Here is a 26,369-nt window from a genome sequence, read left to right on the forward strand (position 1 = left end):
CATGGCCGCCGGTCAGGTATCGGCGCTGCGTCGGCGCATTCGCACCGTCAAGTCGACCAAGAAGATCACCAAGGCCCAGGAGCTGGTCGCCACCAGCCGGATCGCGAAGGCCCAGGAACGGGTCAACGCCTCCCGGCCGTACTCGCTGGCGATCACCAAGGTGCTCGGCGCCCTCGCGTCGAACGCCTCGGTCGACAACCCGCTGCTGACCGCGCGTGAGCGCGTTCAGCGGGCGGGTGTCCTGCTGATCACCAGTGACCGGGGCCTGGCCGGCGCCTACAACGCCAACGCCATCCGCACCGCCGAGCAGCTGATCGCTCAGCTGAAGTCGGAGGGCAAGGAGGTGGCGTTGTACATCGTGGGCCGCAAGGGCGTCGGGTACTACACGTTCCGGGGCCGCGAGGTGGCCGCCAGCTGGACCGGGTTCTCCGAGCGCCCGTCGTTCGCCGACGCCAAGCGCATCGGTGACGGTCTGATCGAGGGCTTCCAGGCGGGTTCGGCGACCGAGGGGACGTTCGGGCCCGAGGGCATCGCGGGTGTGGACGAGCTCCACATCGTGAGCACCGAGTTCAAGTCCCTGATGACGCAGAGCGCCAACGCGAAGCCGCTCGCCCCGGTTCAGGTCGAGGAGCAGGAGGAGGAGAAGAAGTCCTCCGAGCTCAAGGCGGCGTACGAGTTCGAGCCGGACGCCGACGAGCTGCTCGACGCGCTGCTGCCGAAGTACCTCAACACGCGTATCTACGCGGCGTTGCTGGACTCGGCCGCCAGCGAGTCGGCCTCGCGTCGGCGGGCGATGAAGAGCGCGTCGGACAACGCCGACGACCTTCTCAAGCGGTACACGCGCGAGATGAACTCCGCGCGGCAGGCTGCGATCACCCAGGAAATCAGTGAGATCGTCGGCGGCGCCAACGCGCTGGCCGAGGCGGGAAGTGATGTGTGATGACTGCTGTAGCTGAGCCCATTAAGGCGGAGACCGCTGTCGGCCGCGTCGTCCGGGTCATCGGCCCGGTCGTCGACGTCGAGTTTCCCCGTGACGCTATGCCCGCGATCTTCAACGCGCTGAAGGTCGACGTCACCCTCTCCGAGGGCACGAAGACGCTGACCATGGAGGTCGCCCAGCACCTGGGCGGCAACCTGCTCCGTACCATCTCGATGCAGCCGACCGACGGCCTGGTCCGTGGTGCCGCGGTCACCGACACCGGTGCGCCGATCTCGGTGCCGGTCGGTGACGTGACCAAGGGCCACGTGTTCAACGCCCTCGGCGAGGTGCTCAACGTCGACCCGTCGACGCTGAACATCACCGAGCGCTGGTCGATCCACCGCAAGCCCCCGGCGTTCGCGGACCTCGAGCCGAAGACCGAGATGCTGGAGACCGGCATCAAGGTGCTCGACCTGCTCGCGCCGTACGTGCGTGGTGGCAAGATCGGCCTGTTCGGCGGTGCCGGCGTGGGCAAGACGGTGCTCATCCAGGAGATGATCATCCGCGTTGCCCGTAACTTCGGCGGTACCTCCGTGTTCGCCGGCGTCGGCGAGCGCACCCGTGAGGGCAACGACCTCATCCTGGAAATGGACGAGGGTGGCGTTCTGGACAAGACCGCGCTGGTCTTCGGCCAGATGGACGAGCCGCCGGGCACCCGTCTGCGGGTCGCCCTGACCGCTCTGACCATGGCGGAGTACTTCCGGGACGTCCAGAACCAGGAGGTGCTGCTCTTCATCGACAACATCTTCCGGTTCACCCAGGCCGGTTCCGAGGTCTCCACCCTGCTCGGCCGTATGCCGTCGGCCGTGGGTTACCAGCCCACCCTGGCCGATGAGATGGGCGAGCTCCAGGAGCGGATCACCTCGGTCCGTGGCAAGGCGATCACCTCGCTGCAGGCGATCTACGTGCCCGCCGACGACTACACCGACCCGGCGCCGGCCACCACGTTCGCCCACCTGGACGCGACCACGAACCTCGAGCGGTCGATCTCCGACAAGGGCATCTACCCGGCCGTGGACCCGCTGGCCTCCAGCTCGCGGATCCTGGCCCCGGAGTTCGTCGGCGTCGAGCACTACACGGTCGCCCGTGAGGTCCAGCGGATCCTCCAGAAGTACAAGGACCTGCAGGACATCATCGCCATCCTCGGTATGGACGAACTGTCCGAGGAGGACAAGGTCACGGTGCAGCGGGCTCGCCGCATCGAGCGGTTCCTGTCGCAGAACACCTACGCGGCGGAGCAGTTCACCGGCGTCCCCGGCTCGACGGTCCCGCTGAAGGAGACCATCGAGGCGTTCAAGAAGATCGCCGAGGGTGAGTACGACAACTTCCCGGAGCAGGCCTTCTTCATGTGCGGTGGTCTCGAGGACCTCGAGAAGAACGCGCACGAGCTGATGAAGGGCTGACGTTGTAGTCAGTTCCAACACGTGAGCCGCGCCGGTGCGAACCGGCGCGGTTTTCGCGTTCCAGGGTTTCCGCAGCTCAACGCGGGTAGGCTGGTCCGCGCATTCGCTTGAGTGATGGTCGCCCGCCACCTCGGCGGCCCGGCGGAGTTGGGATTCGCGTGCCACAGTCTTCGAGGAAACGTCGCCGCGCGCCCATGTGGGCGAGACTCAGCGCCGCCTTCGGCTGCGTGCTGATGGTCTCGAGCGGGGGTGTCCTGGTCACCGGCCAGGCGCTCATCGCCAGGTACACCGGCTCGGTCGACGCCGCCGGGAGCCTGATCGGCGACCCGGCGTCGGGCTCCGGCCGCGACCGCGCCGACATCAAAGGGCCGCTCAACATCCTGCTGGCCGGCATCGACCCGCGCGACGACTCGCAGGCCCCGCGCTCCGACTCGATCATCGTGGCGCACGTGCCGGCGAGCATGGACCGGGTCTTTCTCTTCAGCGTCCCCCGCGACCTCTACGTGCAGATCCCGGCCTTCGCGAAGACCGGCTTCGCCGGCACCACTGCAAAGATCAATTCCGCTATGTCGTACGGGAGCGACGCCGGCGACGGCACGCATGACGTGAGGCAGGGCTTCCAGCTGCTCGCCGAGACGGTCAGCGGTTTCACGGGCATCGCGGAGTTCGACGCCGGTGCGATCATCAACTTCGGCGGCTTCAAGAAGATCGTCGAAGCCATGGGCGGCGTCACCATGACGATCGACCAGGACGTGAGGTCCGAGCATCTGCAGCCGAACGGCAAGGCGCGGCCCAAGCGCGCGGAGTGTCTCGACGGGGGCTGCGATCACCCGTACACCGGCCCGCAGAAGACCTATGAGAAGGGCACCCACCACCTGCAGGCGTGGGAGGCGCTCGACTACGTCCGGCAGCGTTACGGGCTCCCCAACGGCGACTACGACCGGCAGCGGCACCAGCAGCAGTTCATCAAGGCGATGGCCGAGCAGGCGATGAGCAAAGACGTCGTGACCGACCCCGGCAAGCTGCTCGGTGTGCTCGACGCGGCCGGTGACTCGCTCACCTTCGACGGCGGCGGCAACAGCATCATCGACTGGGGCCTGGCGCTCAAGGACCTCGACACCGACGACATGACGCTCGTCAAGCTGCCGGGTGGTGGCGTCTACGACGGCGGGCGTTACCTCGGTGAGCAGCTCGCCCCCGGCACGGCCGACTTCTTCCGGGCGGTCGCCGAGGATCGGGTCGCGGCGTTCCTGCTCGACAATCCGGAGTACGCCGCGGGGGAGAGCTAGGGTACCCCGTACCACGTCGGCGTTCGCCGCCGATTAGACTTCACCCGTTCGGTTCGTAGCATCTGAGGGATCCGTAGCATCTGAGGGGAACAGCGTGGCCAACCAGCTGCACGTCGAGGTCGTCGCGGTCGAGGAGAAGGTCTGGGCCGGCGAGGCCGAGATGCTCGTCGCGCGCACCACCGAGGGTGAGATCGGTGTGCTGCCCGGTCACTCGCCGCTGCTCGGCCTGCTCAAGGAGCCGTCCCAGGTTCGCGTCAAGCTCGCCGGGGGCGAGCAGCTGACCTACGACGTCGCCGGCGGGTTCCTCTCGATCGACGCGAACGGCGTCACGGTGCTCGCCGAGAGCGCCACGCCCGCCACGCCCGAGTCTCACTGACCCCGGCGATGCGGGTTCTGGAAGTCACCGGAATCTGCGTCGTCGCGCTGCTCGCGCTCCTTTTCGCAATCTTCTTCCGCCGCCGGCTGCTGAGGCTCGGCGGCGGAACCATTCGCCTGCAGGTCCGGATCAGCACCATGGTGCCCGGCCGGGGCTGGTCGACCGGAGTCGGCCAGTTCGTCGGTGACGAGTTGCGCTTCCACCGCATGTTCAGCCTGGCGATCCGGCCGAAACGTGTTCTCGACCGCAGGGCGCTCACCGTCGAGGAACGCCGCCTGCCGTCCGGGCCCGAGAGGCTCACCATGCCCGGTCACTGGGTGGTGCTGCGCTGCCGCACCGGCGCGACCGACCTCGAGATCGCGATGGCCGAGACCACGGTGACCGGCTTCCTGTCCTGGCTCGAGGCGGGTCCGCCCCGAGACCCCGGCAGCCTCCGCGGCCGCCCGGTCTTCGGGCCCCGCCCGATCGAGGGCTGACCGCCTTCGACGGACCGGCTACCCGGTTCTCGGCCCGTGCCCGATCTAGGGCTGACCGCCTTCTACGGACCGGCTACCCGGTTCTCGGCCCGTGCCCGCTCGAGACGGTCGGCGCCGCCTTCTTCGGATTGGCCGTCGTGCGGATTCCCTTGAGTTCGTAACGTCGGCGGTATGCGGATCAGAATCGTCGACGCCTTCACCGACCGTCCGTTCGCCGGTAACCCCGCCGGGGTGGTGGTCCTGGACTCCGGCGCCTTCCCGCCCGGCGCCTTCCCTCCGGACGAGTGGATGCGGAACGTCGCGGCCGAGGTCAACCAGGCCGAGACGGCCTTCGTGCACCGGCTGCCCGCCGGGTCGGACGCGGACTGGGCGCTGCGCTGGTTCACGCCCCTCGTCGAGGTGGCACTCTGCGGGCACGCCACGCTCGCCACGACGCACGTGCTGCATCGGAGTGGGCTCCTCGACGGTCCGGTCCGCTATCAGACGCTCAGCGGTGTCCTGACCGCCTCCGTGGACGCCGGTGGATTGATCACGCTGGACTTCCCGACGGCTCCGCTCAGCCCGATCGAGGCCGATCCGGAGCTGGTCGCCGCCCTCGGTGCGGAGCACCGGTCGGTCGTGCACACCGGTCCCTACACCGACGACCTGCTGTTCGAGGTGGCCGACGAGAAGACGGTCCGGGCCCTCGCTCCCGACCTGCGGGCGGTCGCCCGGCTGACCCGGCGCGGCGTGATCGTCACGGCCGCGGCCGAGGATCCGGCATCCGGGTACGACTTCGTGTCCCGCTTCTTCGGCCCGGCCGTCGGGGTGGACGAGGACCCGGTCACCGGAAGCGCGCACACCGCCCTGACCCCGTACTGGGCGCGGCGCCTCGGCCGGACCGAGCTGACCGGCTACCAGGCCTCACCGCGCGGTGGCCTGGTCCGGGTGTCCCTGCACGGCGAGCGCACCCACCTGTCCGGCCACGCCGTGACCACCATCGACGGCACCCTGCTGCCCTGACCGCCCCCACCCGCGTGGTGATCTGTGCCCGTATACGAGCCGCAGTTCACCACGCTGACCACCGGATATGCCCCGGCGGTCGCGTTGGGGCCGTGAGGACCGCCTGCGTCGCGGTGTAGTCCGGGAAGTCGTAGTTGCGGTTGGGCGCTGTTCGCCGCGTACAGAATCGGCGGTCAATCGAGGAGGGTCCGCAAAGGGTGACCGAATCGCGGCACCGTCAGGGATCGGCCACCAGTTCGACCTCGTAGCCCCAGGCGTCCTCCAGGTATGCGGCGTAGCAGTCCGGGCCACCGGCGTGCGGGTACCGGTCGGCGAACAGCGGCGACCAGCCGTGTTCCGGGGCGGCCGAAGCGAGCCGGTCCACGGCCGACGGTGGACCGGCGGTGAAGGCCAGGTGGTTGAGCCCGGGCGCGAGCCGGTCGTGGACGGCGCCGGAGAGGGCCGGCGACTGCTCCAGCACGAGGTAGAGGGAGCCGTGCCGCCAGGAGCGACCGGCCGGCCACTCCTGGAACGGCGTCCAGCCGAGCTCGCCGAGCAGCCAGCCCCACGGCCGGAGGGCGCCGGCCAGGTCCGGCACCCACAGCTCGATGTGGTGGATCACCGCGGGTTGACGCCGCCCGGCACCCACTTCACGTCGCCGGACGGGTTGGCCACCCGGGACAGGATGAAGAGCAGGTCGGACAGGCGGTTGAGGTACTTGGCGGGAAGCACGGACGTGCGGTCGGTCTCGAGCTCGTAGAGGGCCCACGCGGTGCGCTCGGCGCGGCGGGCCACCGTGCGCGCGACGTGCAGCAGGGCAGCGCCTGGGGTGCCACCCGGGAGGATGAAACTGTCCAGCGGTGCGAGCCGCTCGTTGAACTCGTCGCACCAGCCTTCGAGCCTGGTCACGTACGCCTCAGTGATCCTCAGCGGCGGGTACGGCGGGTCTTCGCTGAGGGGGTTGCCCAGGTCGGCGCCGAGGTCGAAGAGGTCGTTCTGGATCGCCGCGAGCACCGTACGCACGTCGTCGGGCAGCTCGCCGAGCGCGAGGGCGACACCCAGCGCGGCATTGCACTCGTCGGTGTCCGCGTAGGCGGCGATCCGCGGTGCGGTCTTCGGCGCGACCTCGTTGTTGACCAGTCTGGTCTGGCCGGCGTCGCCGGTCCGGGTGTAGATACGGGTGAGATGCACAGCCATGAGGCCCACCCTACGAGGCGGAGGTGGGCAGGGGACCATACGATGGCCCGCGTGGATGTGATCAGGGTTAAGGGCGGCGCCCGTCTCGCCGGTGACGTCAGGGTCGGCGGGGCGAAGAACTCGGCGCTCAAGCTGATGGCGGTCGCGCTGCTGGCCGAGGGGCGCAGCGTCGTGTCGAACGTCCCCCGGATCACCGACATAGCCATCATGGCCGAGGTGCTGCGGCGACTGGGCTGCGACGTCACGCTCGAGGGCACCGAGGCGATCATCGACGTGCCCGCGGAGCCGGGCAGCGAGGCCGACTACGACCTGGTCCGGCGGCTGCGCGCGTCGATCTGTGTGCTCGGGCCGCTGCTGGCCCGCCGCGGTTACGTTCGGGTGGCGCTGCCCGGCGGCGACATGATCGGCTCCCGTGGCCTGGACATGCACGTGTCCGGCCTGGCCCGGATGGGCGCCGAGATCTCCGGCGAGCACGGTTTCGTGATCGCCTCGGCACCGGCCGGCCTGCGGGGCGCGAAGATCTGGCTGGACTTCCCGAGCGTCGGCGCGACCGAGAACATCCTGATGGCCGCCGTGCTGGCCAAGGGCGTCACCGAGATCGACAACGCGGCCCGCGAGCCGGAGATCGTCGACATCTGCAACATGCTCGTCGAGATGGGCGCGAAGATCGAGGGCGCCGGCTCGTCCACGCTGATCGTCGAGGGTGTGGAGGCGCTGAAGCCGGTTCGCCACGAGACGATCGGCGACCGGATCGTGGGCGGCACCTGGGCGTTCGCCTCGGTGATGACCCGCGGCGACGTGACCGTGCACGGTGTGCGTCCGGAGTTCCTCGACATCGCCCTCGACAAGCTGGTGACGGCGGGCGCGAGGGTCGAGCCGGGCGACAACCGCTTCCGGGTGGTGATGGCCGACCGGCCGCGCGGTGTCGACATCGTGACGCTGCCCTACCCGGGGTTCGCGACCGACCTGCTGCCGATGGCGCTGGGACTGGCCGCGGTCGCCGAGGGCTCCTCGCTGATCACCGAGAACATCTTCGACGGCCGGTTCATGTTCGTGAACGAGATGGTGCGCCTGGGCGCCGACATCCGTACCGACGGGCACCACGCGGTCGTCAACGGCCGTGACCGGCTCTCCGGCGCCCCGGTGCGCGCCACCGACATCCGGGCCGGTGCCGGGCTGGTCATCGCCGGCCTGTGCGCGGACGGGGTGACCGAGGTGGGCGAGGTGCACCACATCGACCGCGGCTACCCGGACTTCGTCTCGGACCTGGAGAACCTGGGTGTCGAGGTGGAGCGGACCGACGTCCCGGAGCCCACGTTCGACTTCTGAGAGAGTCAGAACGACGCCACCAGGCGCCGCGCCTCCTCCACCTCTTCGGAGAAGACCAGCACACTCACCCGGCCGTCACGCCGGATCGCCTTGGTGGCACGGATGCCCGCCTCGGACAGCAGCCGCCTGATCTCGTCGGCGACCTCGGGCTCGTCGGTGACGGCGGCCGGCCAGAGCAGGCCGTAATCGTCCGGTTCGCCGAAGATCGCCAGTCCGTCGGCGGCGGTTTCGGCGCCGGTGGGTTGCAGGCCCATGCGCCAGAAGACGGCGCCGAGAAAGCCGACCAGACCGACGGCGATCAGTGGTCCGATCAGGTACCAGCCGTCGCTCGTGGCCATGGGCACAGTCTGGCACCGTGAGCGCGCGTTTTCCGGCGATTGGCCCCGATCGGGAACCGGGCTGAACTTCCGTTAAGGATCGCCGCTAAACTGACGGCCTCGGACTAAGGAGTGGATCATGGCAGGTCGTCTCGCGGTCATCGGTTCCGGACTGATGGGCTCCGGTATCGCGCAGGTCTCGGCGCAGGCCGGCTGGCAGGTCACCATGCGCGACGTCGACGACGCCTCGCTCGACCGCGGCATGTCCGCGATCAGGGACTCGCTGAACCGGTTCGCGGCCAAGGGCAAGATCGCCGAGACCGACGTGGAGGCGACCCTCGCCCGCATCAACCCGACCACCGATCTGGACGCGGCCGCCGACGCCGACATCGTGGTCGAGGCCATCTACGAGAAGGTGGAAGCCAAGCACGAGGTCTTCAAGGCCCTCGACAAGATCTGCAAGCCCGGCGCGATCCTCGGCACCAACACGTCCGCCATCCCGATCACCCAGATCGCCACGGTCACCAGCCGCCCCGAGTCGGTCGTCGGCATCCACTTCTTCTCGCCCGTTCCGATGATGAAGCTGGTCGAGCTGGTCCGCGGGTACCAAACCTCCGACGAGACCCTCGCGGCCGCCCGCAACTACGCCGAAGAGGTCGGCAAGACCTGTGTAGAGGTCAAGCGCGACGTGGCCGGCTTCGTCTCCAACCGGCTCTTCTCGGCCATCCTCGTCGAGGCCATCAAGCTGGTCGAGTCGGGCGTGGTCTCCGCCGCCGACCTCGACACGGTCATGAAGCTCGGCTTCGGCCACGCCATGGGGCCGCTCGCCACCGTCGACCTGACCGGCCTCGACGTCATGCTCAACGCGGCCGGCAACATCTACCGCGACACCGCCGACGAGAAGTTCTTCCCGCCGGAGCTGCTCCAGCGCATGGTCCAGGCCGGCGACCTCGGCCGGAAGACCGGCAAGGGCTTCTACTCCTACTGATCTCCGGCCGGACGTGGCACGCCGGGTCCCGCATCGCGGTGCCCGGCGTGCCTTTTCCGGTACGCCCTGAGCAGCCCACCGGTCCCGAAGGGCCTCAGCGGGTCGCGGCGAAGGAGAGGGAGAGCAGGGTGGCGGCGAGCATGCCGCCGAGCAGCGTCAGGCCGATGCCGCCGATGTCCATGCGCGCCCGCAGGCGGCGATGGACGAGACAGGCGGCGACAGGCACCCCCGCGGACGGGGCGATCAGGAACGTGAGCCACCCGAGACCGCGGATCAGGAAGCCGCCCCAGGCCGCGTTGTCGCCGAACGTGACCAGCCCGGCGGCGACCAGCCCGGTGACGAAGGCGCTCAGCGCACCGGTCAGCGGCAGCAACGGCAGCGCCCAGCGGGGGACCGCGGCGCCGGCCGGGCGGACGGTGACGTCGATACGGTCGGCGGCCCGGGAGAGCAGCACGCGTGGGGACTGGCGCCCCGCCGGTACCACGTCCTCGCCCGGCTCGGGCCGGCGCTGGAGGGCCACCCGCGGCATTGCTTCGACCGACGCCGGCTCGGGCAGCTCACCGAGAGCGCGGACGCGCAGGCCACGGGCCCGGCGCAGCTGGTCCCAGAGGCGGGCGGCCTCCCGGTCGACGTCGAGCACCTGGGCGGCGGCGGCTCCGGCCCAGCGGTCGGCGGCCAGCGCCTCGCCCTCGGCGCGGGCCAGTTCGCCGGCGGCGCGGGCAGCGCTGTCCTGGTAGGCCTGTTCGGCGTCGTCGAGTTCGGTGTCGCGGCGGCGGGTCACGTCGGCGAGTGCGCTCACCATCAGCTGGTAGTCGCGGCCCAGGGGCTGACGGTCATGTGTGGTCACTGTTCACCTCGTACGGGATGATCACTTCGGGTGTGCGGTGCACCGACCGGTCGAAGAAGAGGGCGCGGCGTGGCCGTGGCCGCCACAGCGGGCCGCCCGGCTGTGGATAGAGGGGTGCCAGTTCGGAGCCGTGCACGTCGAGGGCGACCCACGCGCCGATCGGGTCGAACCGGCCGGCCAGGTCGTCGCGCAGCCGGCTGACCGTCCGCCACCAGCCGAGTACGTGCACCCGCCGGGACGGGCCGCTGTCGAGCAGGGCGCGCAGCGCGGGCCGGTGCGCCGGGCCGGCCGATTCGAGGCCGTAACCGATGAGGTAGCGGGGGATCTCGGAGACGGGCGGGTCGAAGTGGACGTCGGACGCGTCGTACCAGTCGGCCGCCGGCAGCTCGGCGACCAGCCGGGCGGCGGCCCGTTCGGTGTCCGGGTCCAGGCAGACGATGCTGAAGTGTGCCGGACCCTGAGCGGCCAGCGACAGCGCGGCCGCCGCCAGGACGTCGCAGGCCTCGTCGGCGCGGGTGCCGAGGACCGCGAGGTTGCGCCCGGGCATCCGGCCGAGCCGCAGCCGGGCCGGGCGGGCGGACACGTCGATCCGTTCGCCGAGTACGGCGCCGGGTGAGGAGCCGACCGGTGTGTCGGCGGTCGGTACCCGTCCGGACGGCCGGTACGCCGACGGCAGCCGGGGCACCGCGTCCCCGTCGAACAGCCGCGGCTCCTCGCAGCCGAGCGGCCGGGACCGCCACAGCCGCCGCTGGGTGGCCCTCCAGGTGGCCGGGTCGCCGGCGTCGGGAAGCCGCACCACCCGGTTGGCGCCGGCCAGCCCCGACTCGGCGTTCACGACCGCGTGGTGGCGGGGGATGACCGAGGCGGCCAGGTTGTCGTCGGCGAGTACCCGCACGGCCTTGGGCAGGGCGATCCGCAGGGTGAACGGGGCGATCAGGGCGGGGCGGCCCCACAGCGACCGGACGGCGGCGGTGTCCCCGGTGGCGAGGATCAGGTGGATGCCGTGCGAGCGGCCGCGCCGGGCCAGGTCCTCGAGCAGGTCCACGGCCTCGTCGGCGATCGCGTCCCGGCCGTCGAGCAGCACCGGGAACTCGTCGACGACGGCGACGATCCGCGGATGGTCGGCGAGGTCCTCGCCGCGGGCGGTCCGGCCGCGCAGCTCTTCGCCGAGGTGGCGGAGCACGGCCAGGCCGAACTCCCGGTCGTCGCGCACGTTGATCCCGGCCAGCCGGACCTGCGGCAGCCAGCTGGGGTCGCGGGGGCCCGGCGTGTACCGGGCGAACGAGCCGCCGGCCTGGAAGTCGAGCAGGTACAGGGCCAGGTCGGCGGGGCCGTACCGGGTGGCCAGCGAACCGAGCCAGGTGTAGATCAGGTTGGTCTTGCCGGATCCGGGCGGGCCGCCGATCAGCGCGTGCGGCGGATCGTCGCCGAGCCGGAGATCGACGAGCGTGCCGTCGGTGCTGTCGCCGATGGGGGCGGACAGGCCGTACCGGGAGGACTCGTCCCAGAGCCGGGCCGGTTCGAGATCGGCGAGCCGGGCCGGTGGCGGGCCCTGCCGCAGGCGGTCCGCCACGTCCCGGAAGAGTGTGGCCGGCGGCGGAGGGTCGAGCCGCACCTCGATGCGGCCGAGCGAGCCGACCGCGGCGACCCGGTCCCGGACCATGATCCGCTCGACCGCCGGATCGTCCGGCAGGTCCAGGCCGCGAACGACCAGGTGGACCCCGAGGCCCACCCCGGTACGCGCGATCCGGTCCAGTTGCACCCGCTGCACCCGGGTCAGCTCGTCGGCGGTGGTCGGGTCGGCGAGCAGGACGGCGAGCCGCCATTCGTCGCCGGCGGGCCGGCCGAGTTCCTCGAGCAGTGCCCCGAACCCGTCCGGCCCGACGAACCGTGGCCCCAGCTGTCCGAAAGTGCCCAGTCGCTGCGGGTCGTAGACGATCAGTTCCACCTCGCCGGGCCGCGTGCTGCCCAGCGCCCGCAGCAGCAGCCCGGTGATTACGTCGTCGAGGGTCGCGGCGGGCCCGCTCAGGTGCAGGTGGGCGCGGCCGAGCAGGGGGATGAGCGCGGGCAGCGAGGCCGTCTCGTCGAAGCTGATGGTGCCGATGCGCAGCATGCCCGGCGGGCGGCCGGGTTCGGGCTCGCTGGGTGCCCAGAGTCGCCAGGGCGCCCCCGCGGCCCCGGTCGCGCTGATCGTGGCGAGGCCGCGCAGGTGCCCGGCGAGGCGGGTCGCCTCATCCTGGTAGCGCTCCTGGATGTCCTGGCGGGCGGACTCCCGGGCGGTGGCCAGCTGGTTGAGGCAGGTGGCGTAGGCCTCCCGCACCAGCCGCCGCCGGTGCTGTGCCTCGCCCCGGGCCGACTCGGCGGCGGCGAGGACGGCGCGGGCGGTGCCGCGGGCCTCGGCGAGCTCCTGCCGGACCGCGGCGACCAGCGCCTTGCGGTGGCTCATGGTCGGGGATATTAGCCATAAAAGACCATTTTAGGAGGTTTACGTGGTGCGTGTCGTGATCTCGGCCGAGGGCAGCGCGCGGCGCCGGCCCACCACATCGGTCCACAGCTGCTCGGCCACCACGATCGCGGCCTCCCGCTGCCACTGCTTGGCGATGTCCTTCGGCACATACCGTTTGAACCAGTCGACGGCCAGCCGGGCCTCCCGGCTCACCCCGTCCAGTCGGGGGCGGCGGGCGTACGGATCCAGGCCGAGCACACAGCAGAACTGGAGCACGTTGTAGAACCGCCACTCCTCGGTCGTACTGAACGGCCCGGCCGGTCGCAGCCCCGAGACGCACTCCCGCAGGACCGCACGCAGCTCCCGGGCCCGGGCCCGCGGCTGGTCGTCACGTCCCGCGAGCCGCCGCTCCACCGACGGCAGGTCGGTCAGCGGACTGCGCGCCAGCCGGTTCAGGTCACCGAAGTCGACCAGTGCCCTCCGGGTCAGCCGCAGGAACTCGGGCTCGGCGATGGTGTTGAGCCTCCGCTGCTCGCGCCGCCGCAACAGCGCGTCCGCGTTCAGGAACAGCGCCGACCGGTCGGTCCGCAGCGCCTGCTCGTCGGCGAGGGCGACCCGGTCCAGTGCCCGGCGCACCTGGGAACCCAGCCCGGCCAGCGCCGCGCCGGCGGCCAGCACCACGAACTGCAGCAGCGCCACCCCGTCCTCGTCCGGCACCAGGAACATCGTGGCGGCCGTCGGGATGCCGGCCAGTACCAGCACGGCGACCGCGGCGGCCAGCGAGCGCCGCAGATCGGGCCGCAGCCGCTCGCCGGTCTCGGTCGCGTGCGCCACCGCGATCAGGTAGCCGACCACCAGCAGGTTCAGACCGAGCGCCGGCACCGCCGCGATCGCACCGGAGTCGGTGAACACCAGCAGCACCAGAGCGGCCGTGAACAGCAGGGACATCACGGTCAGCGCCGGTGTCAGCATCGTCGGCGTCACCTGTGCCCGCATCCGCCAGAGCAGGCTCAGCCCGCCGACCAGCGGCGCCAGCACGACCAGCCGGCCCGCCTGCGGCAGGAAAATGATCATCAGAAGGAACGCGGCGCCGAGCAGCAGGGCGCCGCGGTCGATCGGTCGCCGCTCGGCCGGCGTCAGCGGCAGCAGCGACACCACCGCGCCGGCCCAGCACAGCGCCGGGATGCAGAGCAGGATCTCGGCGGTCGAGGAACCGGGAGCCACGGCCCAGGCGGCCACTCCGATGGCGTACGACACCAGGGCCGTCGCCGTCCAGCGCAGTGTGGCGCGGGCCGGATCCCGGCCGATCAGGTAGCAGGCGAGCCAGCAGCTGAGGGTGAATGCGGATACGGCGATCGCGGGCACCCCGAGAGTCAACCAAACAGGTGACGGGTCTCGACACTCCCGAGGCGTTCCCTCTTCCGGCGGTTCCGGCGCCGCATCACCCAGATCGCCGCCCACACGAACAGGCCGAGGCCGATCAGAACCAGCACCGGAAGCACGATGGCCAGCACCGACATCACCACGCTGCCGATGTCCTCGGCCGTGCTGGCGACCGGAGCACCGAATCCGGCGGTGGCCGTGTTGACCACAGGGCGGGACGCCGCCTTCACTCCGTGGACCATCAGGGCGATCACGACACCCGAGACGATCGGGACCCACTGGTTCGAGGTGAAGAACGCGCCCGGATCGGAGACCGTCACCGTCTCCGACGCCGAGCCCGCGCCGAACGCCAGCCCGCCCGCGGTCGGCCGGACGAACGTCTGCACCACGTCGTTGAGATGGTCGACGACCGGAACCTTGTCCGCGACCACCTCGATGGCCAGCAGCACCGCGAGAATCGACAGGGTCCAGCCGTTCGCCAGCCAGGTCGACGAGGACGGCAGCTCGATGGCCTCGGTGTAGCGGGCCAGCAGCCCCATGGTCAGCAGCGGGATGTAGGCGTTCAGTCCGGCGGAGGCAGCGAGACCGGTACCGGTCAATACTTCGAACACGCTACGAGCATGGCACCGTCACGCACGTGGCGCCCGCCGGGCCCGCGCGACGCGTCAGGTACCGTCGTGCGGTGCGTCTGGTCATCGCGAAGTGCTCCGTGGACTATGTCGGCAAACTCTCCGCCCATCTGCCCCCGGCGGTGCGGCTGCTGATGGTCAAAGCCGACGGGTCGGTGTCGATCCATGCCGACGACCGTGCCTACAAGCCTCTCAACTGGATGAGCCCACCCTGCAGGCTGCAGGAGGCCCCCGGCGTCTGGAAGGTGATCAACAAGGCCGGCGAGGAGCTGCGGATCACCCTCGAGGAGGTCTTCCAGGACTACTCGTACGAGCTGGGCGTCGACCCCGGCCTGGTCAAGGACGGCGTCGAGGCGCACCTGCAGGAGCTGCTCGCCAAGCACCCGGAGACCTTCGGCGAGGGCTACACCCTGGTCCGCCGCGAGTACATGACCGCCATCGGCCCGGTCGACCTGCTGCTGAAGGACGCCGGCGGCGGCTCGGTGGCCGTCGAGGTGAAGCGCCGAGGCGAGATCGACGGCGTCGAGCAGTTGACCCGCTACCTCGAACTGATGAACCGCGACCCGCTACTGGCCCCGGTCCAGGGCGTCTTCGCCGCCCAGGAGATCAAGCCCCAGGCACGCGTCCTGGCCACCGACCGCGGCATCCGCTGCGTCGTCGTCGACTACGACGCGCTACGCGGCATGAAACGCGACGAGCTGACCCTTTTCTAGAACCATTATTTCGTACGGCTACGAGGAGCACCCGGGCTCCGCCGGCGACGCAGGCGGTCCCTCCCGGGCCCCAGCGCCCCTGACGGGCTGAGGCCTCCCCTCACCGCCCACCCACCCCTCCGCACGCCTTGGCCGACCTGCCGGCCCTGCCCAGGGTGATGCCCCCTGTCCTGCTCACGCTGATGTACCCGCCCTGTCCGGGCTGATCCACCTGTCCTGCCAGGCCGATTTGTCTGCCCTTCCTTGGTCGATCCGGTCGCTCTGCCTGACCTGATCTACCCCGTCCCGCCCGGTTGATCTGTGCGCCCCGCCCGGCTGATCCACCCCGCGGACCTACTTTGTGGCCCGTTGTCCCCGCTTCGGCTGAGACGGTGACCGAGCCGGCCAGGCTGACTTACCCGGCTGGTCCGGGCCGCTGTCTCCGCTCATCCGGAACCGTGGCCCAAACTGCCCCGACGATCCCTCCCGCGCCGTTGTCGGGCGACCATGCCCCGTCCCCGTCCCCGTCCCCGTCCCCGTCGTCGGGAGATCTTGAGCGCGAGTTGGGTGCGCGAGCGACAGAAGGAAGGAATGGAGAGGCCGCACGTGGGCGGCGGCGTGCGGCCATGCAAGCGGCGGTGTGTGGCCGTGCAAGCGGCGGTGTGTGGCCGTGCAAGCGGCGGTGTGGGGCCGTGCAAGCGGCGGTGTGTGGCCGTGCAAGCGGCGGTGTGTGGCCGTGCAAGCGGCAGGCTGCGGCCGGGCTGCGGGCGTGCGGGCTGCGACAACGTGTTCGGCGAGATCGCTGTCCGGATCGGGTCGCTTGTCGGGCCGCTCGCTCTAGTGAGCCTTCTCCGGTCGAGGTCCAGCCCGCCAGCCGCATCTCAAACCCGGAATCCGAGCTCTATCGCACACCTCGGCCACGGCTCCCCGGCTGCCGGAGGCCCTGACCCCCGAACCTATCTGGCGTTGGTCATGCGGCTCCCCCCTCGCCGTCATCGACAGTTTACCAATGTGTTCATCGTCTCGGTTGGACAATTGGCATGATCCATTGCTGACAGTTCCTGATCGGGTTTAGGGACAATTGATGCATGGGGCAGGCTTCATTGTTCAGTCGAGCGGAAACAGCCGCCATGCGCGATCGCACCGCGTCACGAAATTACTCTGCGAGCCGCGATGAATTCCGCCGTGAGCATGAGCGACGCCGTTCCTGGGGACTGCGGCGCCGGCATGCCGAGAAACTGCGCCGGAACCGCGAGGCAGGGTACTCCGTCACCCCATCATCGCCAGCTCCCGCTGGGAGCCGGTCGGTAACTGCGGGGGCGCCACCCGCCGTGGATCTGCCGGCAGCTGGACCGCAGTCATCGGTTTCCGCATCCGCCGTTGCCGGCTCTACTCCCTCTGTTTCGGTCTTACCCTCCGCATCCGCCTCTGCCCACGTTTCCCCTGCTACATCCGTTTCGGTGTCATCATCTGCATCCGTATCCCCTGTTACCTGCGTTTCGGTTTCCGCATCCGCCACTGCCCACGCATCCCCTGCTACCTCCGCCTCGCCCTCGTCCCTCGCATCCGTCTCTGCCTCCGTTTCGGCCTCGCCCGTCCGCTCTGTCTTCCCTTCTGCCTCTGCCTCGCCCTCCCCTTCTACCTCGACCTCTACCTCCGCCCCTGCCTGCCGTTCTGCCTGTCGTTCTGCTTTCCCTTCTGCCTCTACCTCTACCTCTACCTCTGCCTGTACCTCTGCCTCTACCTCTGCCGCTGGCTGTCGTTCTGCTTTCCCTTCTGCCTCGGCCGCCGCTTCCTCGTCTGTTCCTGCCCCCGACTCTGCTTCCTCCTCTACGGTCGTTTCGCTGCGGCGGAGTTCGGCGGCTCGGACGGCTGCCCCGTCAGGGCCGATCCCAGCATCGGATGCAGTACAGGCAGTCCACTCGGAACGGGTGGCACGGAGCGGGCCGTTTCGACAGGCGCGGAGCGCGGGGCGATCGGCGGCAGACAGTTCGGTCACACGAGGTGCCTCACTTCGCACGCAGCGGTCGTTGCCTACGGCCCGGCGACTTGATCATGGTGTGGGGCCGGCCTTGCTGTCCGTGTCTCGACCGGCTCTATATGGAATTTCATTGCTTGGGGGTGGTTCCCGCAGGACGGAGGTCGCGGTAACGGGTCCCGGTGATTTCCTTCCCGGCCGCACCGATGGGGTTCGCCCAGCGACGGTTACCGCAGACAGAACCTGCATATGCGTGCACTCTCCGTCTTCCTCGCCACTGGCGAGAGCGGCTGGCCTGAAGCGCGTTCGTAGAATCTTCAGGGATTCACGGAAGAGTCAGGTTCAAACTGTCTCGTCGAAGGCCGCTATTTTGTTACGGCCCCGAAAGAGGACGAGCGCCCATTCCGTCAGTGGCGGGCAATGCCGGCCAAACCAATGCCTTCCACCAAGCCCGGCAACGGCCCCACCGTGGACGCACCACCCGCCCAACTCGACCACGTCCCGCCTAGCCAGTCGGGCACACCGCCAATGCAAGCGCCCTCACCCCACTCGCGAGGCCCACCAGACTGGGCGAGGCCCGCCAGACTGGGCGAGGCCTGCCGGGCCAGCACCATCCGCGATGGTCGGCATCATCCGCGAGGTCGGGCACCCTCTGTCGGCGAGAGGCTATTTGCCGGGCGGGAGGCCGTTTGCCAGGCTGGTGCCCTCTGCTAGGTCGGGCGCCTCCTGCCGGGCAGGAGGCTATTTGCCAGGCTGGTGCCCCTGCCAGGCGGGAGGCCGTTTGCCAGGCTGGCGTCCACTGTCGGGCGGGAGGCTATTTGCCGGGCGGGAGGCCGTTTGCCAGGCTGGTGCCCTCTGCTAGGTCGGGCGCCTCCTGCCGGGCGGGAGGCCGTTTGCCAGGCTGGCGTCCACTGGCGGGCGGGAGGCCATCGGCCAGGCCGGGCGCCCTTCGTCAGGGTTGTGTCCTTTGCCAACCTGGCGACGGCTGCGCGGTGTCCTCCAGATCCGAGCGTGTCCGGCAGATCCGAGCGCGTCCGCGGAAGCGAGCACGGCCACCGAAGCCGGCGCTTTCGCCGAGCCCCTACCCTCGGTCTGCAGAGCCTGCGGAGCCAAGGTCCGGGGCGTATCGCGAGCCGCGACCGAGCCACCCTTCGGCAGCCATATTCCGCGGCTGAGCTACGGCCGGCGGGCTCGCACCCTGACCACGGAAGCCCAGAGCGATTCCGGGGTCAAGGTCTCAGTCGGGCCCGCGAGTCGCGTGATGGCACCGGGATCAGGGCCGAGCTACCGCTGGCGGGCTGGACCTCGACTGCGAAAGAGTTGACCACCGCGGCGATCGAGGGGATCCGGCCGGCGAGCCGGTGTCGCCACGGCGTGACTGAAGGTGATCACTTGGACAGGCCGACGCGCTCCGGGTCTGTGGTCCAGGACAGGTAGACCTGTATGCCGAGCCATGCCGTGCTCAGTTGGACGGCGATCATCGTCGGGGTCAGCGGCAGGTCCTGGAGCAGGACGATCACCGTCGGCAGCGTGAGGATCAGCAGGTCGACGCCGGCGAAGGCGTAGACCACGGGGCCGGTCGGGACGGCGCCCATCGGGGTGTCGATGGGGATGAGGTCGTTGCGGACGAAACCGGCCCGTGCGGCCCGCACCGCCGACGCGGCGCCGATCGGGCCGACGGCGAGTCCCAGCAGCCACCACTGGCCGGGTGGCAGGGCGCCGGACAGCTGCAGCAGCGCCAGGGCGGCGGTGGCCCAGGCCGCGCCGAGCACGGCCGGCACCCACAGTCGCTGCCGGACTACCTGACGGGAGGTCAGGCCGAGCAGACGCAGCAGCACCGGGTTGCCGGCGTCGGTCTTCAGTGAGGCGGTGGTGGCGCGGGCCGCGATCACGGTTCCGGCGAGCAGCGCGATGGTCAGGACCCAGCGTGGTGCGCCGGCGAGCAGCAGCGGCATGGCGGTGGAGGCGGCCGTCCACAACAGGCGGGCCGGGCGTCGGCGGGCCAGCAGCAGATCCTGGGCGGTGAGCGGCGGCAGCCGGCGGGACAGCGTCGTCGAACGCAGGCGGCGGCGTGCCCAGTAACGGCGTTCCAGCATCTCGGCCAGGAACGAGGGCTCAATCCCGTACACCGAGTCGGCGAGCGTTCCGGCGGTCTTGGCGGACTCGAGGATCTCGTCGTTCGGTGTGCGCGCGAGGTCCCGTACGCCAAAAAGAAAAGCGATGATTGTGAGGGCGCCGACCACCGGGACCACGACGGACATCGCGACCTCCCCGCCGACCTCCGGTGGCGTCCATCCGGTCGCCTCGGCGACCAGGGCGGCCAGGCCGAGGGCGAGCGCGACGCGGGCGGTGGCATCGGCGAGTGACGCGAGTCTCGGCCGCGATTGCGCGGCAGAAGCCAGAAGCGCCAGGAGTACGCCGAAAAGCGCGCCCGTGACGATCATGAGCAGGGATCCGGACGTAACGGCGTGGCCGAGGACGCCGAACGCGGCGGCCGCTCCGGCCAGGCCGGCACCGAAAGCGGCGGCGTGCAGTGACGGCGACAGCAGCCGCCGGCGGCTCACCGGTGCCGTGAGCAGGAAGTACGCGGCCGGGCGGGTGACCGAGACCGGTCCGAGCCGGCGCAGCGCGAGGAACAGCAGGCCCGCGCAGACGGTCGCGGCGGCGAGCGCACCCACGTCGCTGAGGTGTGGCACGAGTGGGCTGAAGACGGCTTTCAGGGTGTCCTGGGCCATCACCGCGATCACGGCGATCGAGAAGACGACCGTGTAGACGGTGCCGAGCAGCTCGCCGCGGTCGCGATGCGAGGCCTGTGCGCGGCGGATCCAGCGCCGGACCGGCCGGAGCGCGACGACGGCGGTCACGGCTGATCGTCCCGCGCGGTGGGGTCGGGTGCGGTGGGGTCGGGCACGGTGGGATCGGGCACGGAGGGGTCGGGTGCGGTGGGGTCGGGCCCGGTGAGCTGCTCCATGGAGACGATCTCGGCGCCCGAGGCGACCGCGAACTTGTCGTCGTGGCTGGCCAGCAGCAGGGATCCGCCGCCCGCCTGATACTCGGCGAGCATGGCGGCCACCTTGGCGCGGCCGTCCGGGTCGAGGCGCTGCTCCGGCTCGTCGAGGATGAGCAGCGAGCTCGGGCGCAGCAGCACCAGCGCCAGGGTGAGGCGCTGCTTCTGCCCGGAGGACAGCGACGGCGGGATCGCGTCGGCGTGCCCGGCCAGCCCGAACCGTTCGAGGGCCTCGTCGATGCCGGCGTCGTCCGCCGTCTGGCCGTGCGCGCGGCACACCAGTTCGGCGTGCTCGCGGAGGGTCAGGCCGGGGTACCAGGTGGGCGGTTCGACCGTGGTGGCGACGGCCCGCCAGAAGTCAGGGCTGTCGCCGGGCTCGCCGCCGAACACCCGGATGGTGCCCGAGTCGGCCCGCTGAAGGCTGCTCACACAGCGCAGCAGGGTCGACTTGCCGATGCCGTTCTCGCCGGTCACACAGACGCCGGCACCGGCCGGGACGGTCAGTCCCACGTTCACCAGCACCGGCGTCGAGCCGTAGCTCACCTGTAGACCATCGACTTGTACCGCTGGGTGATCGACCACCCAGTCAGACTAGGGCTTGCGGCCGTACAGCAGGCGCAGTGCCTTGACGATCTGCTTGACCTGGGCCGGGGTACGTTCGAACGTCATGGCCGGCAGCAGCGACGGGCCGCGGCGGACCGTGATCGCCTTGGCGCGGGCGAACTCGCGCAGCCCGTCCTCGCCGTGGATGCGCCCGAACCCGGACTCGCCTACGCCACCGAACGGCAGGTTGCCCATGCCGACGAAGGTGAGCGTCCCGTTGACGGCGACCATGCCGGAACGCAGCCGCCGGGCGATGCGGATCGCGTTCTTCTTGCCGAAGACCGAGCCGCCCAGGCCGTACGGCGTGTCGTTGGCCTTCTGAATCGCCTCGTCGGCGTCGCGCACCTTGGTGATGGTCAGCGTCGGCCCGAAGGTCTCCTCACGGATCTCCGACGAGTCGTCCGGCACGTCGACCAGCACGGTCGGGGACACATAGGGCGCCTGCACCGCGTCGGCGCCGCCGAGGACCGCCTTACCGCCCTTGGCCAGCGCGTCCTCGATGTGGTCGCGGATGATGTCGAGCTGCTTCGGCATGGTGATCGGGCCGATCTCCTCGCCGGTGCGCAGCTTGCCGGCCTTGGCGACCACGGCCTCGACGAACCGGTCGTAGACCGGCTCGACCGCATAGACCCGCTCGATGCCGATGCAGGTCTGCCCCGCGTTGGTCATCGCGCCCCACACCGCGGCGTCGGCGGCCAGGTTCACGTCCGCGTCCGCGTCGACGATCAGCGCATCCTTGCCGCCGGCCTCCAGCACCACGGGCACCAGGTTCTCGGCACAGGCGGCCATCACCTTCTTGGCGGTGGCGGTGGAGCCGGTGAAGGAGACCTTGTTGACCCCCGAGCGGCACAGTGCCCCGCCGACGTCACCGAGCCCGTGCACCACCTGCAGGACCGGCTGCTCCGGCACCACCTCGGCGAACGTGTCGGCGAGCCACTGGCCGACGACCGGGGTGTACTCGCTGGGCTTGAAGACGATCGCGTTGCCGGCCGCCAGCGCGCCGCTGATCGGGCCGACCGGCGTGACGATCGGGTAGTTCCACGGGCCGATCACACCGACCACGCCGTACGGCTGGTATTCCAGATGCCCGGAGTGCTCGGCGACCAGGATGCGGGTGCGGACCCGGCGCGGGCCGAGGACACGTTTGGCGTTGCGGGCCGCCCAGTCCAGGTGCTCGACCGCGGCGACCGCCTCGATCGTGCCGTCGGCCAGGGGCTTGCCGGACTCGAGGTGGACCAGCTCGGCCAGCTCCTCGATCCGCTGGACGATCAATGAGCGCCAGCGGAGCAGCCTGGTCTTCCGGCCGTCGAAGCCGAGCCCCTGCCACCACACGGCGGCTTCCCGGGCGCGTTCGACCGCCGCGGTCACGGCCTTCTCGTCGGCGACCGGCACGCGGCCGGCCTCCTCGCCGGTGGCCGGATTCGTCGAGATCAGGTGGCCGTCCGCGATCACGGGCAGGCCGGGAACGTGAGTCGCCGTCATGTCCGCGAGTCTAGGGCGATTGTTACCGGCGAGTCACTACGTACGCTTGACTCCGTGAGCCCCCGTCGAAATCACCCCCGCCGTCCGTCGAAGGAAGAGGAACCGTCCGCGGACCGTCCCGGCATCACCGAGCAGCGCGTCCAGCAATGGCAGGACGGCGAGTGGATGGTGCGCTCCATCTTCGGCGCGGCGGCCGTGAAGACCTACCTGTGCCCGGGTTGCGTGCAGGACATCCGGCCGGGTGTGGCGCATGTGGTGGCGTGGCCGGCCGACGACTGGGGCGACATGGCCGACCGGCGGCACTGGCACACCGGCTGCTGGCGCGGCCGTGACCGCCGGGCTCCGGGGGTGGAACGCTCGCGCAACGCCCCGCGCTATGGGCGGTGACCATCCGGCCGCCCCGCCCACCACCCGAAAAACGGAGATGAAAGCCTTCATTCATGACTCAGATCCGTGCGAACTCGATTCTCCCCGCCCACCGCGAGGACATCGAGCTGCACACCGCGGACGGTGTCACTCTCGTGGGTGAGCTGGCACGCCCGCTCGACCGCGATCCGGTGGCCACCCTCGTCTGCCTGCACCCGCTGCCCACCCACGGCGGGATGATGGACAGCCACGTCTACCGCAAGGCCGCCTGGCGTCTGCCCGCGCTGGCCGGTCTCGCCGTGCTGCGCTTCAACTCACGCGGTACGAGCAGCGTGCGCGGCACCAGCGGCGGCAGCTTCTCGCACGCGATCGACGAGCGTTTCGACGTGGCAGCCGCGATCGAGTACGCGGAGTTCGCCGACCTGCCGGACATCTGGCTGGTCGGCTGGTCGTTCGGCACCGACCTGACCCTGATGTACGGCCTGGACCCGGCCGTCACCGGCGCGATCCTGCTCTCCCCGCCGCTGCGGTTCAGCAAGGCGGAGCACCTGGCGGCCTGGGCCGAGGACGGCAAGCCGGTGACCGCGCTGATCCCCGAGTTCGACGACTACCTGCGCCCCACCGAGGCCGCCGAGAGGTTCGCCGCCATCCCGCAGGCCGAGGTGGTGCCGATGGCCGGCGCCAAGCACCTGTGGGTGGGCGACGCCGAGAAGGTCCTCGACGAGATCGTGCGCCGGGTGGCGCCCGGCGTCGCGACCCCGCTGCCGACGACCTGGGACGGCCCGATGGAGACCGGTGACGCCAGTGCGTACGCCGACCGTACGGTCGCGGCCTTCGACAAGAATTAACGCTCGTCGAGGCTGGGGAACGCCACCTCACGCAGGATCAGCTGGATGGCGGCCACCAGCGGGATCGCGATCAGCGCGCCGATCACGCCGAACAGGCCGACCCCGAGCAGGGCCGCCACCAGCGCCGCCACGTCACTGACCCGGACCGACCGCCGCATCACCCGTGGGTAGATCAGATAGTTCTCGATCTGCTGGTAGATCAGGAAGAAGACCAGGCAGACGATCCCGTCGGTCAGTGACGACGCCAGCCCGACCAGGCTGACGATCACGGCGCCGAGGGTGGCGCCGATCTGCGGGATCAGGTCACAGATCGCGACGACCACGGCGAGAGCGAAGGGGAACGCCAGTCCCAGGGCCAGCGCCAGGGCGAACGTGCTCGCCCCGGCCAGCACCGCGATCGCCAGCGCGCCGACCATGTACGCCCCGACCTTGCTCAGGATCTCGTCGGTCAGCAGCGTGACCCGCTCCCGCCGGGAGGCCGGGACCAGGCGGTACCCGGTCGCCTTGATCCGGTCGAACGAGGCCATGAAGTAGATCGTCAGCACCAGCACGGTCAGGATGTTGAAGATCGTGCCGAACAGCAGCCGGGCACCGCCCACCACGCCGCCCAGCGCGTTGGTGATCGTCCCGGCGTTCACCGCGCCCTGCACCCGGTTCGCGATGTCGTAGCGCTGCACCAGCTCGTTGACCGTCTCGCTGCGGCGCAGGCTCTCCACCACGTCCGGAGCGTTGTTGATCAGCTCGGTGGTCTGTGTGACGAGCGGCGGTATCAGCGCCACCAGGCCGCCGATCAGCAGTCCGACCACGCTGAGCGCCACGATCGCGACCGCCGCGCCCCGGCGCAGGCCCCAGCGACGCAGCCGGGTCACCGCCGGATTGAGCCCGATCGCCAGGAACAGCGCGATGAAGATCAGGACGAGCATCGAGGTGGCGTTGCGCACGCCGAGGAACAGCGCATACGCCACGATCACGCCGAGCCCGAACAGGAAGCCGAGCAGGAACGGGTTCCGCTTGTTCAGCGGCGGACCCGGATCACCGTACGGCTTCTCCTCGTCGGGCTCGGCCGGAGGCTGCTCAGGCGCGGGTGGCTCGGCGGACATCGACAGAGGTTATCGCCGCCGGGCCACCCTCGCCAGCGACGTCACTCGGCGTCGGCCGGCACCCGGCTCGCCTGCGGGACCGTGACCTTGGCCGAGGCGGTGACCTTGGCCGGCTGCTTCTCGGCGGGCTGCACCGCGACCGGAGCCGGCTCCACCGGCTTCTCCGCCGCGGGCTGCTCCACCTGCGGCTTCTCGGCCTGGGGCACCGGGGGCTTCTCGGCGTCGGGATCGTCCGGGTCGGCGGCGGCCGCCATGACCGCGGCGGCGGCCAGCTCGGCCACCCGCTTCGCCTCTTTCTGCACCTGACGGCGAACCTCGGCGGCATGCCGCTCGGCGGCCTCACCGGAGCGCTTGGCCTCGGCCACCCGCTTCAGCTCCGCCTCCAGCTGCTGCTGGGTATCGGCGAGCCGCTGGCGGACCCGCTCGGCCTCCTTCTCGGCGGCCTGTGCCTGCTCCTGGGACGCCGCGCGCTGCTTCTCGGCCTTCGCCACCTCGGCGTTGGCGGCCTCCAGATCCCGGCCGGCCTGGGCGATCTTCTCCTGCTGGGCGGCGATCTCCTTGCGTACGGCCGTCGCCTGCTCGTCCGAACGCCGAAGGACCTCCTCGGCGTACTTGTCGGCCTCGCTGCGCAGGTCGGCGCACTGCTTCTCGACGCCGGTCCGCATCTGGGTCAGCTCCTCGATCACCGAGTGCCGGCGCAGTGCCAGCTCGTGCTCGACGGCCGCCTTCAGATCGGCCTGCTCGCGCTCGGCCCCGGCCCGCTGCGCGGCCAGCTCCTGACCGGTCTTCTCGCGCAACGCCTTGAGCTCCTGCTCGGCCTGCATACGGGTGGACTGCACGTAACCGTCCACCTCGGCGCGGGCCCGAGCGGCGTCCTGGGTGGCCTGCTCGACCAGATGCCGGCCCTCGTTACGGGACCGGGCCAGGACCGCCTCGGCCTCCTTACGCATCTGCTCGGCGGACTGCCGGGCGGCCGCCAGCGCCTTCTCGGAGGCGGCCCGCCGGGCGGCGTCGGCCTTCTCCTCCTCGGCCCGGCGTGCGGCCAGGGCGATCTCGAAGTCGCGGATGCCGTTGTGGGCGTGCGCCTCGGCCTCGGCCCGGATCCGCTCCGCCTCGGCCAGCCGGGAGGCGATGTCGTCGGTCGCCGACGCCTTGATCGCCTCGCCCTGCTCCTCGGCGAGCGCCAGGATCTGCTCGACCCGGGGGCCGAGATGCCGGAACGACACCTCACCGCTTATCCCCGAGTCCCGTCGTGCCTGTGCCAGCTCCGCCTGCAGACCCTTTATCTGGGCCGTCATCGCCTGCATCTGCGAGTACGCCTGCTCGCGGTCGGCGAGGAGGGCGGCGATCTCGTTCTCCGCCCGGGCCACGTAACGCTCGACCTGCTTACGTTCGTAACCCCGCAGGGCGGTCTCGAAGCTGGGTTCGGTGGCCGACTCTCCGCCGAGACCGAGAATTTCACCGCCGTGCGACATACTTTCCATCCTCACATACGCATCGTCCCGTGGCGTGTCGATACACACCGGGTTGGTAGAGACGGTGCGGGTAGTTGCGATTCGTCTGACCTCGGCTCGATAAACCCAGGCAAGCGCGAAACGAGTCAGGCCGTACCGGAGAAACTCCGGTACGGCCTGTTTCGTCATTGAACGCCCG

The 26,369-nt window shown here is 70.5% G+C and carries 23 protein-coding genes; 11 read left to right on the forward strand and 12 right to left on the reverse strand.

Annotated features, from left to right (window positions below; all coding sequences use genetic code 11):
• Nucleotide 1: 1 nt before the first annotated feature.
• From CLV67_RS06590 to CLV67_RS06615, 6 genes are all read left to right on the forward strand, one after another.
• Entirely contained in the window at nucleotides 2-940 is a 939-nt protein-coding gene (locus CLV67_RS06590; protein ID WP_106316231.1) for a F0F1 ATP synthase subunit gamma, read from the forward strand.
• Entirely contained in the window at nucleotides 940-2,382 is a 1,443-nt protein-coding gene (gene atpD / locus CLV67_RS06595; RefSeq protein ID WP_106316233.1) for a F0F1 ATP synthase subunit beta, read from the forward strand. Before CLV67_RS06590 ends, atpD begins: the two co-directional genes overlap by 1 nt.
• Nucleotides 2,383-2,576: 194 nt before the next feature.
• Nucleotides 2,577-3,671, forward strand: a complete 1,095-nt coding sequence (locus tag CLV67_RS06600; protein ID WP_239165998.1) for an LCP family protein — start codon at nucleotides 2,577-2,579, stop codon at nucleotides 3,669-3,671.
• 94 nt (nucleotides 3,672-3,765) lie between these two features.
• Nucleotides 3,766-4,047: a F0F1 ATP synthase subunit epsilon gene (locus CLV67_RS06605; RefSeq protein WP_043524744.1), complete on the forward strand. Its 282-nt coding sequence runs from the start codon at nucleotides 3,766-3,768 to the stop codon at nucleotides 4,045-4,047.
• Nucleotides 4,048-4,055: 8 nt separating this feature from the next.
• Nucleotides 4,056-4,523 carry a DUF2550 domain-containing protein gene (locus CLV67_RS06610; RefSeq protein ID WP_106316235.1) on the forward strand — a complete coding sequence of 156 codons (468 nt, stop codon included), beginning with the start codon at nucleotides 4,056-4,058 and terminating at the stop codon, nucleotides 4,521-4,523.
• A gap of 171 nt (nucleotides 4,524-4,694) precedes the next feature.
• The gene (locus CLV67_RS06615; protein ID WP_106316236.1) at nucleotides 4,695-5,525 is read left to right on the forward strand and encodes a PhzF family phenazine biosynthesis protein; all 831 of its coding nucleotides are present in this window, start codon (nucleotides 4,695-4,697) and stop codon (nucleotides 5,523-5,525) included.
• A gap of 217 nt (nucleotides 5,526-5,742) precedes the next feature.
• Here CLV67_RS06615 and CLV67_RS06620 read toward each other — a convergent pair whose 3' ends face one another.
• Entirely contained in the window at nucleotides 5,743-6,126 is a 384-nt protein-coding gene (locus tag CLV67_RS06620) for a VOC family protein (RefSeq protein ID WP_239165997.1), read from the reverse strand.
• The gene (locus CLV67_RS06625; RefSeq protein WP_106316472.1) at nucleotides 6,123-6,701 is read right to left on the reverse strand and encodes a cob(I)yrinic acid a,c-diamide adenosyltransferase; all 579 of its coding nucleotides are present in this window, start codon (nucleotides 6,699-6,701) and stop codon (nucleotides 6,123-6,125) included. The genes CLV67_RS06620 and CLV67_RS06625 overlap by 4 nt, the downstream gene beginning before the upstream one ends.
• A gap of 42 nt (nucleotides 6,702-6,743) precedes the next feature.
• Between CLV67_RS06625 and murA the strand changes: the two genes are divergently transcribed.
• Nucleotides 6,744-8,030, forward strand: coding sequence for a UDP-N-acetylglucosamine 1-carboxyvinyltransferase (murA, locus tag CLV67_RS06630; RefSeq protein WP_106316238.1), 1,287 nt, complete (start codon nucleotides 6,744-6,746; stop codon nucleotides 8,028-8,030).
• Nucleotides 8,031-8,035: 5 nt separating this feature from the next.
• Here murA and CLV67_RS06635 read toward each other — a convergent pair whose 3' ends face one another.
• The gene (locus tag CLV67_RS06635) at nucleotides 8,036-8,368 is read right to left on the reverse strand and encodes a hypothetical protein (RefSeq protein WP_106316239.1); all 333 of its coding nucleotides are present in this window, start codon (nucleotides 8,366-8,368) and stop codon (nucleotides 8,036-8,038) included.
• 118 nt (nucleotides 8,369-8,486) lie between these two features.
• Between CLV67_RS06635 and CLV67_RS06640 the strand changes: the two genes are divergently transcribed.
• Nucleotides 8,487-9,335: a 3-hydroxyacyl-CoA dehydrogenase family protein gene (locus CLV67_RS06640; protein WP_106316240.1), complete on the forward strand. Its 849-nt coding sequence runs from the start codon at nucleotides 8,487-8,489 to the stop codon at nucleotides 9,333-9,335.
• A gap of 94 nt (nucleotides 9,336-9,429) precedes the next feature.
• Here CLV67_RS06640 and CLV67_RS06645 read toward each other — a convergent pair whose 3' ends face one another.
• Genes CLV67_RS06645 through CLV67_RS06660 form a run of 4 tightly spaced genes read right to left on the reverse strand, consistent with a single transcriptional unit; the run spans nucleotide 9,430 to nucleotide 14,622 of the window.
• Nucleotides 9,430-10,182, reverse strand: coding sequence for a hypothetical protein (locus tag CLV67_RS06645; protein WP_106316241.1), 753 nt, complete (start codon nucleotides 10,180-10,182; stop codon nucleotides 9,430-9,432).
• Nucleotides 10,169-12,628 (reverse strand): FtsK/SpoIIIE domain-containing protein, encoded by a 2,460-nt coding sequence (locus CLV67_RS06650; protein WP_106316242.1) that lies wholly within the window; start codon nucleotides 12,626-12,628, stop codon nucleotides 10,169-10,171. The genes CLV67_RS06645 and CLV67_RS06650 overlap by 14 nt, the downstream gene beginning before the upstream one ends.
• Nucleotides 12,629-12,667: 39 nt before the next feature.
• The gene (locus CLV67_RS06655) at nucleotides 12,668-14,005 is read right to left on the reverse strand and encodes a hypothetical protein (protein ID WP_239165996.1); all 1,338 of its coding nucleotides are present in this window, start codon (nucleotides 14,003-14,005) and stop codon (nucleotides 12,668-12,670) included.
• Entirely contained in the window at nucleotides 14,002-14,622 is a 621-nt protein-coding gene (locus tag CLV67_RS06660) for a DUF4126 domain-containing protein (protein ID WP_106316244.1), read from the reverse strand. Before CLV67_RS06660 ends, CLV67_RS06655 begins: the two co-directional genes overlap by 4 nt.
• Nucleotides 14,623-14,693: 71 nt before the next feature.
• Here CLV67_RS06660 and nucS point away from each other — a divergent pair, with 71 nt between their 5' ends.
• Nucleotides 14,694-15,353 (forward strand): endonuclease NucS, encoded by a 660-nt coding sequence (nucS, locus tag CLV67_RS06665; RefSeq protein ID WP_106316245.1) that lies wholly within the window; start codon nucleotides 14,694-14,696, stop codon nucleotides 15,351-15,353.
• Nucleotides 15,354-18,698: 3,345 nt separating this feature from the next.
• On the opposite strand, the gene CLV67_RS06670 is transcribed toward nucS, so the two are convergent.
• From CLV67_RS06670 to CLV67_RS06680, 3 genes are read right to left on the reverse strand one after another with little or no spacing between them, the layout of a single operon-like run.
• A complete protein-coding gene (locus CLV67_RS06670; RefSeq protein ID WP_106316246.1) occupies nucleotides 18,699-20,174 on the reverse strand; it encodes a DUF6297 family protein in 1,476 nt (491 codons plus the stop codon).
• Entirely contained in the window at nucleotides 20,171-20,899 is a 729-nt protein-coding gene (locus tag CLV67_RS06675; protein ID WP_106316247.1) for an ABC transporter ATP-binding protein, read from the reverse strand. The genes CLV67_RS06670 and CLV67_RS06675 overlap by 4 nt, the downstream gene beginning before the upstream one ends.
• Nucleotides 20,900-20,908: 9 nt before the next feature.
• The gene (locus tag CLV67_RS06680; RefSeq protein WP_106316248.1) at nucleotides 20,909-22,402 is read right to left on the reverse strand and encodes an aldehyde dehydrogenase family protein; all 1,494 of its coding nucleotides are present in this window, start codon (nucleotides 22,400-22,402) and stop codon (nucleotides 20,909-20,911) included.
• Nucleotides 22,403-22,456: 54 nt separating this feature from the next.
• Here CLV67_RS06680 and CLV67_RS06685 point away from each other — a divergent pair, with 54 nt between their 5' ends.
• A complete protein-coding gene (locus tag CLV67_RS06685; RefSeq protein WP_106316249.1) occupies nucleotides 22,457-22,789 on the forward strand; it encodes a hypothetical protein in 333 nt (110 codons plus the stop codon).
• Nucleotides 22,790-22,842: 53 nt separating this feature from the next.
• A complete protein-coding gene (locus CLV67_RS06690) occupies nucleotides 22,843-23,616 on the forward strand; it encodes an alpha/beta hydrolase (protein WP_106316250.1) in 774 nt (257 codons plus the stop codon).
• Here the strand turns inward: CLV67_RS06690 and CLV67_RS06695 are convergent.
• Together CLV67_RS06695 and CLV67_RS06700 are read right to left on the reverse strand one after the other, a co-directional pair.
• Complete coding sequence (locus CLV67_RS06695; RefSeq protein ID WP_106316251.1) at nucleotides 23,613-24,716, reverse strand: AI-2E family transporter; 1,104 nt, start codon at nucleotides 24,714-24,716, stop codon at nucleotides 23,613-23,615. The genes CLV67_RS06690 and CLV67_RS06695 overlap by 4 nt on opposite strands.
• Nucleotides 24,717-24,757: 41 nt before the next feature.
• Nucleotides 24,758-26,200, reverse strand: a complete 1,443-nt coding sequence (locus CLV67_RS06700) for a Laminin subunit beta-1 (protein ID WP_249037938.1) — start codon at nucleotides 26,198-26,200, stop codon at nucleotides 24,758-24,760.
• Between the last annotated feature and the right edge of the window lie 169 nt (nucleotides 26,201-26,369).

This window comes from Actinoplanes italicus (assembly GCF_003001815.1).
Classification (GTDB): domain Bacteria; phylum Actinomycetota; class Actinomycetes; order Mycobacteriales; family Micromonosporaceae; genus Actinoplanes; species Actinoplanes italicus.

What these genes read in the sequence shown, in the direction of transcription:
- CLV67_RS06590 (WP_106316231.1), top strand. Translation starts at nt 2, where the DNA reads ATGGCCGCCGGTCAGGTATCGGCGCTGCGTCGGCGCATTCGCACCGTC.
- atpD (WP_106316233.1), top strand. Translation starts at nt 940, where the DNA reads ATGACTGCTGTAGCTGAGCCCATTAAGGCGGAGACCGCTGTCGGCCGC.
- CLV67_RS06600 (WP_239165998.1), top strand. Translation starts at nt 2,577, where the DNA reads ATGTGGGCGAGACTCAGCGCCGCCTTCGGCTGCGTGCTGATGGTCTCG.
- CLV67_RS06610 (WP_106316235.1), top strand. Translation starts at nt 4,056, where the DNA reads ATGCGGGTTCTGGAAGTCACCGGAATCTGCGTCGTCGCGCTGCTCGCG.
- CLV67_RS06615 (WP_106316236.1), top strand. Translation starts at nt 4,695, where the DNA reads ATGCGGATCAGAATCGTCGACGCCTTCACCGACCGTCCGTTCGCCGGT.
- CLV67_RS06625 (WP_106316472.1), bottom strand. Translation starts at nt 6,701, where the DNA reads ATGGCTGTGCATCTCACCCGTATCTACACCCGGACCGGCGACGCCGGC.
- murA (WP_106316238.1), top strand. Translation starts at nt 6,744, where the DNA reads ATGGCCCGCGTGGATGTGATCAGGGTTAAGGGCGGCGCCCGTCTCGCC.
- CLV67_RS06635 (WP_106316239.1), bottom strand. Translation starts at nt 8,368, where the DNA reads ATGGCCACGAGCGACGGCTGGTACCTGATCGGACCACTGATCGCCGTC.
- CLV67_RS06640 (WP_106316240.1), top strand. Translation starts at nt 8,487, where the DNA reads ATGGCAGGTCGTCTCGCGGTCATCGGTTCCGGACTGATGGGCTCCGGT.
- CLV67_RS06650 (WP_106316242.1), bottom strand. Translation starts at nt 12,628, where the DNA reads ATGAGCCACCGCAAGGCGCTGGTCGCCGCGGTCCGGCAGGAGCTCGCC.
- CLV67_RS06680 (WP_106316248.1), bottom strand. Translation starts at nt 22,402, where the DNA reads ATGACGGCGACTCACGTTCCCGGCCTGCCCGTGATCGCGGACGGCCAC.
- CLV67_RS06690 (WP_106316250.1), top strand. Translation starts at nt 22,843, where the DNA reads ATGACTCAGATCCGTGCGAACTCGATTCTCCCCGCCCACCGCGAGGAC.
- CLV67_RS06695 (WP_106316251.1), bottom strand. Translation starts at nt 24,716, where the DNA reads ATGTCCGCCGAGCCACCCGCGCCTGAGCAGCCTCCGGCCGAGCCCGAC.
- CLV67_RS06700 (WP_249037938.1), bottom strand. Translation starts at nt 26,200, where the DNA reads ATGGAAAGTATGTCGCACGGCGGTGAAATTCTCGGTCTCGGCGGAGAG.